At 60.0% G+C, this 13,347-nt stretch carries 9 protein-coding genes, 1 tRNA gene and 2 rRNA genes (1 of these 12 only partly in view); 2 read left to right on the top strand and 10 right to left on the bottom strand.

Annotated elements, in window-relative coordinates; all coding sequences use genetic code 11:
- Positions 1-22: 22 nt before the first annotated feature.
- Positions 23-748 (bottom strand): SURF1 family protein, encoded by a 726-nt coding sequence (locus NMB96_RS08415; RefSeq protein ID WP_023905445.1) that lies wholly within the window; start codon positions 746-748, stop codon positions 23-25.
- 60 nt (positions 749-808) lie between these two features.
- Here NMB96_RS08415 and NMB96_RS08410 point away from each other — a divergent pair, with 60 nt between their 5' ends.
- On the top strand, positions 809-1,027 hold the full coding sequence (locus NMB96_RS08410; RefSeq protein ID WP_255086651.1) for a twin transmembrane helix small protein: 219 nt from the start codon (positions 809-811) through the stop codon (positions 1,025-1,027).
- 98 nt (positions 1,028-1,125) lie between these two features.
- Here the strand turns inward: NMB96_RS08410 and NMB96_RS08405 are convergent, their stop codons facing one another.
- The 6 genes from NMB96_RS08405 to NMB96_RS08380 are packed head-to-tail and all read right to left on the bottom strand — an operon-like array spanning position 1,126 to position 5,878.
- A complete protein-coding gene (locus NMB96_RS08405; RefSeq protein WP_006449737.1) occupies positions 1,126-2,001 on the bottom strand; it encodes a cytochrome c oxidase subunit 3 in 876 nt (291 codons plus the stop codon).
- Positions 2,002-2,040: 39 nt separating this feature from the next.
- Positions 2,041-2,637 carry a cytochrome c oxidase assembly protein gene (locus NMB96_RS08400; RefSeq protein ID WP_023905446.1) on the bottom strand — a complete coding sequence of 199 codons (597 nt, stop codon included), beginning with the start codon at positions 2,635-2,637 and terminating at the stop codon, positions 2,041-2,043.
- Entirely contained in the window at positions 2,634-2,807 is a 174-nt protein-coding gene (locus NMB96_RS08395) for a hypothetical protein (RefSeq protein ID WP_023905447.1), read from the bottom strand. The genes NMB96_RS08400 and NMB96_RS08395 overlap by 4 nt, the downstream gene beginning before the upstream one ends.
- A complete protein-coding gene (ctaD, locus tag NMB96_RS08390; protein WP_115039521.1) occupies positions 2,788-4,392 on the bottom strand; it encodes a cytochrome c oxidase subunit I in 1,605 nt (534 codons plus the stop codon). Before ctaD ends, NMB96_RS08395 begins: the two co-directional genes overlap by 20 nt.
- Before the next feature lie 39 nt (positions 4,393-4,431).
- A complete protein-coding gene (coxB, locus tag NMB96_RS08385; RefSeq protein WP_255086650.1) occupies positions 4,432-5,385 on the bottom strand; it encodes a cytochrome c oxidase subunit II in 954 nt (317 codons plus the stop codon).
- A gap of 16 nt (positions 5,386-5,401) precedes the next feature.
- Positions 5,402-5,878 (bottom strand): DUF2244 domain-containing protein, encoded by a 477-nt coding sequence (locus NMB96_RS08380; protein WP_043889510.1) that lies wholly within the window; start codon positions 5,876-5,878, stop codon positions 5,402-5,404.
- Between the two features lie 278 nt (positions 5,879-6,156).
- Between NMB96_RS08380 and putA the strand changes: the two genes are divergently transcribed.
- Complete coding sequence (gene putA, locus NMB96_RS08375) at positions 6,157-9,357, top strand: bifunctional proline dehydrogenase/L-glutamate gamma-semialdehyde dehydrogenase PutA (RefSeq protein WP_255086649.1); 3,201 nt, start codon at positions 6,157-6,159, stop codon at positions 9,355-9,357.
- A gap of 544 nt (positions 9,358-9,901) precedes the next feature.
- Here putA and rrf read toward each other — a convergent pair.
- The 3 genes from rrf to NMB96_RS08360 form a co-directional block, all read right to left on the bottom strand.
- Positions 9,902-10,016: ribosomal RNA gene (gene rrf / locus NMB96_RS08370) — 5S ribosomal RNA — on the bottom strand.
- Positions 10,017-10,187: 171 nt separating this feature from the next.
- Positions 10,188-13,071 (bottom strand): 23S ribosomal RNA (locus tag NMB96_RS08365).
- Positions 13,072-13,299: 228 nt separating this feature from the next.
- Positions 13,300-13,347, bottom strand: a tRNA-Ile gene (locus tag NMB96_RS08360) (it continues 29 nt past the right edge of the window).

Genomic DNA, 13,347 nt, shown 5'->3' with positions numbered 1-13,347 from the left:
CGATTTTCTCATGCCGCAGGCGTCAGTGCCCGCGTCGACGGCGGCGACGCGCACGCCATGTCAGCAACGTCGCGGTGACCAATACCGCTGCGGCCAGACCGAACCATTGCACCGCATAACCCAAGTGCCGCGCGGGTGGCAGCGTATTCGGCAGCATCTCCAGATCGCGCGCATAACCGACCGGTAGGGCCGGATCCAGCCGCAATACCTGCGACGAAATGTCGCGCCTGCCAAAGGCACTGCGCAGGGCGGGCGCATCCAGGCGTGTGGCCAGCCAGGTCTGCGGCGTACCGGCGGGGGCCAATGCCGGCCCCATCGCAAGTCCGGCCGATGGCGGCGCACTCAACAACCCCTGCACTGCCTGGGTCCCGTGCAGTGGCGTGATCGTCGGTAACTGCCGATTGGCCGGCAACGGCAGCCAGCCCAGATCGATCAGTAGTGTGCCTGGGCTGCCTTGTGGCGCGGCAAGTTGATAAACGCGCACACCGGCGCGCCCTGCATGCAGTTGGTTGTCCAGCAACACCTGCTGCGGCAGAAAACGCACGTCTCCGCTCACCCATGCCAGCACATGCGGCGTGGCTAACGCTTGCACCAAGGTCAACGGCATCTCGCGCACATGCGCAGCGCGTTCCAATAACGCTTGCTTGCTGTGCATGCGCTGCAGCTGCCAGTACCCAAGTGCCGCAAAACCAGCGCTGACCAGCAACGCCAGACACCAGCCCAGCACCGCCGTGTGCTTGCGCATCATGACAAGCGACGCAAAAAGGCGTGCAATGCCGTTACCACGCCGACGACCACCGGGGCTGTTGTGAACGATTTGCTCAAGACGCTGCTGATTGTCGCCTTCCTGATCGTGATCCTATGGAACCTGGGCGCAGGTCTCTATTACCTGCTCACCGATCGCGGCGAGACCAAGCGCACCGTCAACGCACTCACCTGGCGCATCGGTCTCTCAGTCGCACTGATCGCGGTGGTGATCCTCGGTATCTACACCGGCTGGATCAAGCCGCATGGGCTCGGCCGCTGACGCGGCCGATGGGATTGGGGATTCGGCATTGGGGATTCGTAATAGCAAAAGCGGACCGCTCTTGCGAAATCCCAATCCCGACTCCCGAATCCCCGCCCTCAAAGTACATACACGAACAGGAATAGCGCCAGCCACACCACGTCGACGAAGTGCCAATACCACGCGGCCGCTTCAAAGGCGAAATGGTTGTCGCGGGTGAAGTGCCCGCGCGCCACGCGCAGCCACATCACCGCCAACATGATGGTGCCCAGCAACACGTGCATACCGTGGAAGCCGGTGAGCATGAAGAACGTGGAGCCGTAGATGCCGGAGCCAAGCGTCAGATTGAGCTCGGTGTAGGCGTGGATGTATTCCTCGGCCTGCAGGAACAAAAACACGCAACCCAGCAGCACGGTCAACCCGAGCCACAACAGCAGCGCACCGCGCCGGCCACCTTTCAGCGCGTGATGGGCAATGGTCAGCGTCACACCGGAGCTGAGCAGGATCAACGTATTGATCAGCGGCAGGCCCCACGCCGGGATGGTCTGGAACTGCCCGCCGATCGTGCCCGGGCCGTTGGTCGGCCACGCGGCGGAATAGCCATTCCACAGCAGCTCGTTGGTCATTACACCATCGCCTTCGCCGCCCAGCCAGGGCAGCGTCAGCACACGCGTATAGAACAATGCGCCGAAGAAGGCGCAGAAGAACATCACCTCGGAAAAAATGAACCACACCATCCCCATGCGGAAGGACCCATCCACCTGGCGGTTGTAGTGCCCGGCATTGGATTCGCGGATGACATCGCCAAACCACATGAACAAGGTCGCCAGCAACATCGCAACGCCAGCGAAGAACGTCCAACGCCCCCAGGCCGCATCGTTGAGCCAGCTGGCCACGCCGATCATCATCACGAACATCGCAATCGACCCGACAAACGGCCACTTGCTATGGCTCGGGACGAAATACGCGTCGGCATTGGGACTGTGGTCGGCCATGGCGTTGCTTCCGTGTCGGTGCTGCGTGTGGAGAAAGGATTACGGTGCCGCACGCGGCGCGCTGGATGCGCCACCGCCTTGCAACTCCGAGGTCAGGGTGTCGTTGCGATAAAACGTGTAGGACAAGGTGATCGTGGTGACTTCCGGCGGCAACGCAGGGTCGACGATGAAACGCAGCGGCATATCGCGCGTTTCGCCGGCCTGCAAGGTCTGCGCGGTAAAACAGAAACATTCGGTCTTGTTGAAGTATCCGGACGCACGCGCCGGTGCGACCGATGGCACCGCGCTGCCAACCACCGCACGCGCGCTATCGTTGCGCGCGAAATACAGCGCCTCGTTGAGCTCGCCGGGCACCACATCCATCGTCATCTGCTCGGGATGGAAGGTCCACGGCAGTTTGGAATTTACTCCTGCATCGAACTCCACACGCACCGTGCGCTTGCCAGGCCCTGCAATCGCCGCGGCGTTGGCACGCGAGCTGCCCGGTGCCCGCTCCATGCGGATACCGAATACTTTCTCGCACGCGATGCGATACAGCGGCACCAACGAAAACGTCAGTACGAACACGCCCAACACCACGCCCAGCAGTTTGAACAGGCCGGCAGTCGGTGCAGGCGCGGGCGCGTGGGTACTCAACGCCCGATGACTCCCGAAGCGATGAAACCTGCGTAGATCAGCAACGCGATGATGCCGACCGTGATCGAGGTGCGGCGCACGGCGCGGCGCTGTTGCGCCTGCCGTTCGGCAGCGGAGAGCAGACGTGCCACGGCCGGCAGCGGCGCGGACTCAGTGACCGATGTCTTCATGCGCAAGATCTCCGGGCTTGATCACCGGCGGCACGGTGAAGGTATGCGCAGGTGCGGGCGATGGCACCGTCCACTCCAACCCCTTTGCGCCTTCCCAGGCGCGCGCCTCGGCCTTTGCGCCATTGCGCAGCGAAGCAAACAGAATGCCGGCCATCAGGAACGGGGTGGCGAACATGCCGAAGGCGCCGATCGAACTGATCAGGTTCCAGTCTGCGAACACCACGTTGTAATCGGGAATCCGCCGCGGCATGCCGGCCAGGCCGAGAAAGTGCTGCGGGAAGAACAGCAGGTTGACGAAGACCATCGTCCACCAGAAGTGGAACTTGGCCCAGGCCTCGTTGTACATACGCCCGGTCCACTTCGGCCACCAGTAATACACCGCCGCAATCAACGCGAATACCGCGCCGGTGACCAACACATAATGGAAATGCGCGACCACAAAATAGGTGTCGTGATACTGGAAATCCGCCGGCACGATCGCCAGCATCAGGCCCGAGAACCCACCAATGCTGAAGAGAATCACGAATGCCACCGCCCACAGCATCGGCGATTCGAACGTCAGCGAACCCTTCCACATCGTGCTGACCCAGTTGAACACCTTCACCCCGGTCGGGATGGAGATCAGCATCGTGGCGAACATGAAGTAGATTTCGCCACCGAGCGGCATGCCCACGGTGAACATGTGGTGCGCCCACACGATAAAGCTCAGGAACGCGATCGCCGCGATCGCATAGACCATCGCCTGATAGCCGAACAGCGGCTTGCGGCTGAAGGTTGGGATGATCTCGCTGACCACGCCGAACGCCGGCAGGATCATGATGTAAACCTCGGGATGCCCGAAGAACCAGAAGATGTGCTGATACATCACCGGGTCGCCGCCGCCGGCCGCATTGAAGAAGCTGGTGCCGAAGAACTTGTCGGTCAGCAACATGGTCACCGCACCGGCCAGCACCGGCATCACTGCGATCAGCAGGAACGCGGTGATCAGCCAGGCCCAGCAGAAGATCGGCATCTTCAACAGATCGATACCGGGTGCACGCATGTTGAGCACGGTGGCGATGATGTTGATCGCGCCCATGATCGAACTGACGCCGGCGACATGGATCGCAAACACACTGAAGGCCACGTTGTAGCCGCCCTGCAGCGACAGCGGCGGATACAGCGTCCAGCCACCGGCCGGCGCACCGCCGGGCAGGAATAGCGTCAGCAGCAGCAAGGTGAACGCGACCGGCAGCAACCAGAACGACCAGTTGTTCATGCGCGGCAGCGCCATGTCCGGCGCGCCGATCTGCAGCGGAATCATCCAGTTGGCCAAGCCGACGAACGCCGGCATCACGCCGCCGAAGATCATCACCAGTGCGTGCACGGTGGTCATCTGATTGAAGAATTCGGGTTTGACGAACTGCAATCCGGGCTGCATCAACTCGGCGCGAATCACCACGCTCATCGCCGCGCCGATGATGAACATCACGAAGGAGAACAGCAGATACAGCGTGCCGATGTCCTTGTGATTGGTCGAGAAGAACCAGCGCTCGACGAAACCGGGCTGGTGGTGTCCGTGGTGATCGACTGCGGTATGCGCCATGACGGAACGACCTCTATAAAACGGTGCGGTTGCGAGCGATTAAAGAGCGGCGGTCGGTGCGGCGGCTGGAACAGGCGCGGCGGCGGGAGCGGCCTCCCCGGCAGGCGCTGCTGCTGGTGCGGAGACCGGTGCAGGTGCGCCTGCCGGTGCAGCAGCAGGTGGTGCGCTTGCGCTGCGACGCGCCGCCAGCCAGCGCTGGAATTCGGCCTTGGGCAACGCCTCCACCACGATCGGCATGAAGCCATGATCCTTGCCGCACAACTCGGCGCACTGCCCGCGATACACGCCCGGCTGCTCGATGTTGGTCCATGCCTCGTTGACGATGCCGGGGATGGCGTCCTGCTTCCAGCCCAATGCCGGCACCCACCACGCATGAATCACGTCATCGGCGGTGATCACGAAACGGATCTTGGTACCAACCGGCAGCACCAGGCGATTGTCCACATCCAATAGATAATGCGGCTGCGATGCAGCGGTCGGGCGCTCGCCACTCTGGCGGATGCGATCGGATTCGCGCGCCAGCCGGCTGGTGAACTCCACGCCCTGGCCCAGATACTCGTATTTCCACATCCACTGGTAGCCGGTCACCTTGACGGTCATTTCCGACTCGCGGGTGTCGTACATCGCAATCAGCTTGGCCGTTGCCGGCCAGGCCATCGCAATCAGCACCAGCACTGGAATCACCGTCCACAGCACTTCGGCCGTGGTGTTATGGCTGAATTGCGCCGCCACCGCACCCTTGGACTTGCGGAACTTGAAGATCGCATAGCCCATCGCACCGAACACCAGCGCGCCGATCACCACGCAGACCCACAGCGCCACCATGTGCGCCTCATAGGCCATGCGCGCGGTCTGCGTGACTCCGCGGCCCATGTTGAGCTGCCATTCCTTCGGGTCGGCCGATTGCGCCCAGACGGCCGGTGCGCTCAACAGCGCCACCATCGCCAAAGCCATCTTCGAATACGTTGCCTTCCAGCTGCTGCGTTGCGTCATTGCCTAGACCCTTACGTCATCGGTGACGGCCATTGGCGGCCGCGAGCAAGCGTTTCAGCGTAGTTGCCAGTTCCACACGTTCGGCCGGCCCGAGAAAACTTCCGATCTCGATCTGCCTGCCGCTGCTTATCAGCAACACCCTGTCGTCGCGTTCCATGGATAACCGCACCCAGTGCGGATGAGCCTGAAACGCTGGTGGCGCATGCCCGGACGGAAACACCTCGACAACGGCTTCCCCCACCCGGATCGCTTCTTCGCGCTCGCCACTTCGCCACAACTGCCGTAGCGCCAGCGCCACCACACCACTGTGCACCAGGGCGAACACCGGCGCGAACGCATTGCCGGTCCACCACCCCAGGCCTGCAAATAACCACATCGTTCCCGCCAACACTGCGAACAACTGCACGAATTGCCGAGCCGACAATGCCCGCGGAGGCCGCAACCGCACCTGCGTCCCAACCCCTTCGGACATCAACGGCAGCACTTCGATCATTGGCAACACGCAGCGCACTGCGGGAATAGCCCGATGGTAGACCCGCGCGAACGCATGCGGCAAGCGTTTCCGGCAATCATTCAATTGCTGCAGTGCAGCTAAAAACGCGCGTAAATCAAACACTTCCCCGATGCAGGTGGCTGCAGCCAGCAGCGATCGAGTCCGCTTGAGCGTGCGATGGCGACATGCACAAAACGGCGGAAAAGTTGCCGCTTCCACACAAGTGCGCAGGTACTTCCGCTCTCTAGAATGAGCGCGGATCCCCAGGCATCTTTCGCATGAACGCTCAGCTCGACCCGCTTGCCTCCAACCCAGTTGCGCGCCCGCTGTTGGCGTCCGAGCTGCCTGCCGCACCCGGTGCATTGCGCGCCGCCATCACCGCCGCCTGGCTCAAGGACGAAGCCGAGCACGTACGCGAACTGCTCGACCAGGCCCGCCTGCCCGCCGCCGAACAGGCCAAGGTGCAGGCAGTCGCGGCAGACCTTGTCACCCGCGTCCGCGCACGTGCACAGGACCAGGGCGCGATCGAAGCCTTCATGCGCCAATACGACCTGGGCAGCGAGGAAGGTGTGCTGCTGATGTGCGTGGCCGAAGCGCTGTTGCGCATTCCCGACCAGGACACCGCAGACAAGCTGATCCGCGACAAGCTCGGCGATGCGGACTGGAAAAAGCACGTCGGCGGTAGCGACTCGGTGCTGGTCAATGCATCGACCTGGGGCCTGATGCTCACCGGCAAGCTGGTGCAACTCAACGACCTCACCCGCGCCGACGTGCCGGGCGCGTTCAAGCGCCTGATCGGCCGCGTTGGCGAACCGGTCATTCGCCTGGCCGTGCGCCAAGCCATGAAGATCATGGGCCACCAGTTCGTCATGGGACGCACCATTGGTGAAGCCCTTGCGCGCTCGCGCAAGGGCGACAACGCCAACTACCGCTACTCGTTCGACATGCTCGGCGAAGGCGCGTTGACCATGAAAGATGCGCAGCGCTATCTGCAGGCGTATCGCGATGCCATCCATGCGATCGGCCGCAGCGGCAAGTTTGTCGGCACCGACGTATTTGCAGCGCCCAGTATCTCGATCAAATTGTCTGCGCTGTATCCGCGCTACGAGCACGCCAAACGCGCGCGCGTCATGGCCGAGCTCGTACCGGGCGTGCTGGAGCTGGCGCAGCTGGCCAAGTCCTACGGCATCGGCTACACCGTCGATGCCGAAGAAGCCGACCGTCTGGAACTGTCGCTGGACATCATCGAGGCCACGTTCTCCGACCCATCGCTGGATGGCTGGGAAGGCTATGGTTTGGCGGTGCAGGCGTATCAAAAGCGCACGCCCTACACGATCGACTTTCTAGCCGATCTTGCGCGTCGTGTCGGTCGTCGGATTCCCGTGCGTCTGGTCAAGGGCGCGTACTGGGATGCGGAGATCAAGCGCGCACAGATCGAAGGCCACCCTGGCTATCCGGTCTTTACGCGCAAGCAGAACACCGACGTGTCGTATCTAGCCTGCGCACGTCGCATGTTCGCGCACAGCGATGCGCTGTATCCAATGTTCGCCACGCACAACGCGCAGACCATCGCTGCCGTGCGCGCGATCGCCACGAGCAAGCACTACGAACACCAGAAGCTGCACGGCATGGGCGATGACCTGTATGCCGAGGTGATTCCAGCCGATCGCTTGGGGTTGCCGTGTCGCGTCTATGCGCCGGTCGGCTCGCACGAGGACCTGCTGCCGTACCTGGTGCGTCGCTTGCTCGAAAACGGCGCCAATTCCAGCTTCGTCAATCGCATCACCGACGAGGATGTCGCCATCGAAGACCTGATCCGCGATCCGGTCGAAGCGGTGTCGTCGTTTAGCTCCATTCCGCATCCCAAGATTCCGTTGCCGACCGATCTGTTGCGCAGCCAGAACCAACACAGGAAAAACTCCATGGGCGCCAATCTCGCCAACGACAACGATCTGCGGCAGCTGGCCGAGCAACTCAATGCCGCGATCAAACCGTGGAAGGCCACCCCACTGGTGCCCGGCGCAGTACTCAGCACGCCCAGCGAAGCGGTACTCAACCCGGCAGACCGACGCGAGACCGTCGGCCATTGGCAGCCGGCCGATCCGGCCACCGTGCAGAAGGCACTGGCGTCCGCTGCCGCCGCGCAGCCCGCCTGGAACCGCACGCCCGCCGCCAGCCGCGCCACCATCCTGGAACACGCAGCCGACCTGCTCGAAGCGCGCATGCCCGAGTTCATGGCGATCTGCGTCAAGGAAGCCGGCAAGACCCTGCCCGACGCCGTGGCCGAGGTCCGCGAAGCAGTCGACTTCCTGCGCTACTACGCCGGCCAGGCACGCGCCCAGTTCGGCGCCCCCGAGCGTCTGCCCGGGCCGACTGGCGAATCCAACGAGCTGCAGTTGCATGGGCGCGGCGTGTTCGTCTGTATCAGCCCCTGGAACTTCCCGCTCGCCATCTTCCTGGGTCAGGTCGCCGCCGCCCTGGCCGCCGGCAACACCGTTATCGCCAAGCCGGCAGAGCAAACCAACCTGATCGGCTACGCGGCAGTGAAGCTGCTGCAAGAAGCCGGCATCCCCGAGGCTGTCGTGCAGTTCCTGCCAGGCGATGGCGCGACGGTTGGCGCCGCGCTGACCAACGACCCGCGCGTGGCTGGCGTCGCTTTCACCGGCTCCACGGATACCGCCCGGGTCATCAACCGCACCCTGGCAGCACGCGACGCCGCGATCGGTGTGCTGATTGCCGAAACCGGCGGCCAGAACGCCTTCATCGCCGACTCCTCCTCATTGCCCGAAGCCGTCGTCAAGGATGCGATATCCAGCGCCTTCATGTCCGCCGGCCAACGCTGCTCGGCCGCCCGCGTCTTGTTCGTGCAGGACGACATCGCCGACAAGGTGATGACCATGCTCGCCGGTGCCATGGGCGAGCTGAAGATCGGCGACCCTGCGCTACTGTCCACCGACGTTGGTCCGGTAATCGACGCAGATGCACTCAAGATCCTCGACGATCATGCAGCACGCATGGATCGCGAGGCGCGCCTTATCGGCAGCACGACACTGGATCCAGCAACCGTGCATGGCAACTTCTTCGCCCCGCGCGCCTATGAGCTGACCTCGCTGACGCAGCTGCAACGCGAAATCTTCGGACCAGTGCTGCATGTAATCCGCTGGAAAGCAGACCAGCTCGATATCGTTATCGACCAGATCAACGCCACAGGTTATGGACTGACGCTAGGTGTGCACTCGCGTATCGACGAGACCATCGACCGCATCACCACACGCGTTGCGGTTGGCAATGTCTACGTCAACCGCAATCAAATCGGCGCCGTCGTCGGCGTACAACCCTTCGGCGGCCAAGGCCTCTCCGGTACCGGTCCCAAGGCCGGCGGCCCGCATTACCTGCTGCGCTTCGCCACCGAGAAGGTCGTCACCGTCAACACAACCGCTGCAGGCGGTAACGCCTCGCTGCTGACATTGGGCGACTGAGAGCTCGCTCAGCACCTGCAGTTCTCTCACTCAGAAAACAAACACCCCGCAGTAGCGGGGTTTTTGTTGCATCCAGATTTGCCAATGAGCCGCCACAACTAAATCAGCTCAGCATTGAAGCGGAGCACGAAAGTAATCCTGTGCCAGATCAATATTCCTATCGGCACCTTGAGCGCGTTGCGTCATCTCATCCTCAAGCCATGCCTTGCCAGAATCGGCAAAACGTAACTCGACACTTTGACTTGCGATGCTGGATTACGTCAGCGATGGATTCGCCGTGATCTAAGACATCAAGGCAGCAGATGGATCGCAAGAACACGATCAGTGCATGAATCAGTATCGCCAGCACTGAGGTTTCCAAGCCTACTGGCATCTCTCCAACTGACCAATCCGGCAGTGCAGCGGAATTGATCAATCTGGTGGGCGAACAGCGATGACTCCACCTTGGCGCATACCCCCACAGTGGCTTTGACTTCGCCTTCTTGCCGAATTCCGCGCAAAAAGAAACCCCCAGTCCTGTTGGACTGAGGGTTTCGGGTAAAGCCCCTGGCGATGACCTACTCTCGCATGGCTTGAGCCACACTACCATCGGCGCAGCTGCGTTTCACTTCCGAGTTCGGGATGGGATCGGGTGGTTCCACAGCGCTAATTTCACCAGGGAGACGGTTGGAGTGTCGCCAGTCGGAGCTTCCTCAAACGTGTGCACAAGGATGTGCAGGCGTTTGCGTGTGGAAGCACCTACGGCGCTCGTCTCGCATAGTTAACTTGTGACGTAGCTTGCGTTTGCGGATCTACCAACGTTCGTTGGGACCAAGGCAACTTGAGGTTATATGGTCAAGCCGCACGGATCATTAGTATCAGTTAGCTCAATACATTGCTGTACTTACACACCTGACCTATCAACCACATAGTCTATATGGTTCCTTTAGGGGGCTTGTGCCCCGGGAAGTCTCATCTTGAGGCGCGCTTCCCGCTTAGATGCTTTCAGCGGTTATCGCTTCCGAACATAGCTACCCGGCAATGCCACTGGCGTGACAACCGGAACACCAGAGGTTCGTCCACTCCGGTCCTCTCGTACTAGGAGCAGCCCCTCTCAAACTTCCAACGCCCATGGCAGATAGGGACCGAACTGTCTCACGACGTTCTGAACCCAGCTCGCGTACCACTTTAAATGGCGAACAGCCATACCCTTGGGACCGACTACAGCCCCAGGATGTGATGAGCCGACATCGAGGTGCCAAACACCGCCGTCGATATGAACTCTTGGGCGGTATCAGCCTGTTATCCCCGGAGTACCTTTTATCCGTTGAGCGATGGCCCTTCCATACAGAACCACCGGATCACTAAGACCTACTTTCGTACCTGCTTGATCCGTCGATCTTGCAGTCAAGCACGCTTATGCCTTTGCACACAGTGCGCGATGTCCGACCGCGCTGAGCGTACCTTCGTGCTCCTCCGTTACTCTTTAGGAGGAGACCGCCCCAGTCAAACTACCCACCATACACGGTCCCTGATCCGGATAACGGATCTAGGTTAGAACGTCAAGCACGACAGGGTGGTATTTCAAGGATGGCTCCACTGCAGCTAGCGCCACAGTTTCATAGCCTCCCACCTATCCTACACAGACGAACTCAACGTTCAGTGTAAAGCTATAGTAAAGGTTCACGGGGTCTTTCCGTCTTGCCACGGGAACGCTGCATCTTCACAGCGATTTCAATTTCACTGAGTCTCGGGTGGAGACAGCGCCGCTGTCGTTACGCCATTCGTGCAGGTCGGAACTTACCCGACAAGGAATTTCGCTACCTTAGGACCGTTATAGTTACGGCCGCCGTTTACTGGGGCTTCGATCAAGAGCTTCGCCTTGCGGCTGACCCCATCAATTAACCTTCCAGCACCGGGCAGGCGTCACACCCTATACGTCCACTTTCGTGTTTGCAGAGTGCTGTGTTTTTGATAAACAGTCGCAGCGGCCTGGTTTCTGCGACCCTCTTCAGCTATAGCTCGCATGAGCCACCAAAAAGGGTGCACCTTCTCCCGAAGTTACGGTGCCATGTTGCCTAGTTCCTTCACCCGAGTTCTCTCAAGCGCCTGAGAATTCTCATCCTACCCACCTGTGTCGGTTTACGGTACGGTCTTCGTGAGCTGAAGCTTAGGAGCTTTTCCTGGAAGCGTGGTATCAGTGACTTTGCCATAAAGGCTCGTCTCGGTGCTCGGTCTTAAAGGATCCCGGATTTGCCAAAGATCCAAACCTACCGCCTTTCCCCGGGACAACCAACGCCCGGTACACCTAACCTTCTCCGTCCCTCCATCGCACTCACGCGAGGTGCAGGAATATTAACCTGCTTCCCATCGACTACGGCTTTCGCCCTCGCCTTAGGGACCGACTAACCCTGCGTCGATTAACGTTGCGCAAGGAAACCTTGGGCTTTCGGCGTGCGGGCTTTTCACCCGCATTATCGTTACTCATGTCAGCATTCGCACTTCCGATACCTCCAGCGGACTTCTCAATCCACCTTCGCAGGCTTACGGAACGCTCCTCTACCGCGCATAAAACCAAAAGTTTTACGCACCCCAAGCTTCGGTTCACTGCTTAGCCCCGTTAAATCTTCCGCGCAGACCGACTCGACCAGTGAGCTATTACGCTTTCTTTAAAGGGTGGCTGCTTCTAAGCCAACCTCCTGGCTGTCTATGCCTTTCCACATCGTTTTCCACTTAGCAGTGAATTTGGGACCTTAGCTGTGGGTCTGGGTTGTTTCCCTTTTCACGACGGACGTTAGCACCCGCCGTGTGTCTCCCGGATAGTACGTACTGGTATTCGGAGTTTGCAATGGTTTGGTAAGTCGCGATGACCCCCTAGCCATAACAGTGCTCTACCCCCAGTAGTATTCGTCCGAGGCGCTACCTAAATAGCTTTCGAGGAGAACCAGCTATCTCCGGGTTCGATTAGCTTTTCACTCCTAATCACAGCTCATCCCCGTCTTTTGCAACAGACGTGGGTTCGGGCCTCCAGTACCTGTTACGGCACCTTCACCCTGGCCATGACTAGATCACCCGGTTTCGGGTCTACTGCCCGCGACTATGCGCCCTTATCAGACTCGGTTTCCCTTCGCCTCCCCTATACGGTTAAGCTTGCCACGAACAGTAAGTCGCTGACCCATTATACAAAAGGTACGCAGTCACTCTTGCGAGCTCCTACTGCTTGTACGCACACGGTTTCAGGATCTATTTCACTCCCCTCTCCGGGGTTCTTTTCGCCTTTCCCTCACGGTACTGGTTCACTATCGGTCGGTCAGGAGTATTTAGCCTTGGAGGATGGTCCCCCCATATTCAGACAGGGTTTCACGTGCCCCGCCCTACTCGTCTTCACTGGAGTGGCCCTTTTAAATACAGGGCTATCACCTTCTATGGCCAATCTTTCCAGATTGTTTTTCTAAAGCCATTCCAGCTTAAGGGCTGTTCCCCGTTCGCTCGTCACTACTTAGGGAATCTCGGTTGATTTCTTTTCCTCCGGTTACTTAGATATTTCAGTTCACCGGGTTCGCTTCCAGCAGCTATGAATTCACTGCAGGATACTGCCGAAGCAGTGGGTTTCCCCATTCGGATATTGCCGGATCAAAGCTTGTTGCCAGCTCCCCGACACTTTTCGCAGGCTACCACGTCCTTCATCGCCTCTGACCGCCTAGGCATCCACCGTGTGCGCTTATTCGCTTGACCATATAACCCCAAGTTGCCTCGGAGCTACATGTACGTGTTGTGTGGGGTACAAAGCCACCAACGCGAACATACGACTCAATTATTTAGGGACTCGAAGTCCCCGCCTTAGCCTCAACGACACGTTTAGATAGATATCTCAAACGCTCGCTACGTCACAAGTTATAAAAGAACATGTCTCAGCCTCAACGCTGATCCATATAAATTCTTAAGTGTGCACTACATTCAGAGTGGTGGGTCTGGGTAGACTCGAACTACCGACCTCACCCTTATCAGGGG

Source organism: Xanthomonas hortorum (assembly GCF_024339125.1).
Taxonomy (GTDB): domain Bacteria; phylum Pseudomonadota; class Gammaproteobacteria; order Xanthomonadales; family Xanthomonadaceae; genus Xanthomonas; species Xanthomonas hortorum.
Note: the sequence above shows the minus strand (reverse complement) of the source record. Positions and strands in the feature narration are given on the sequence as shown.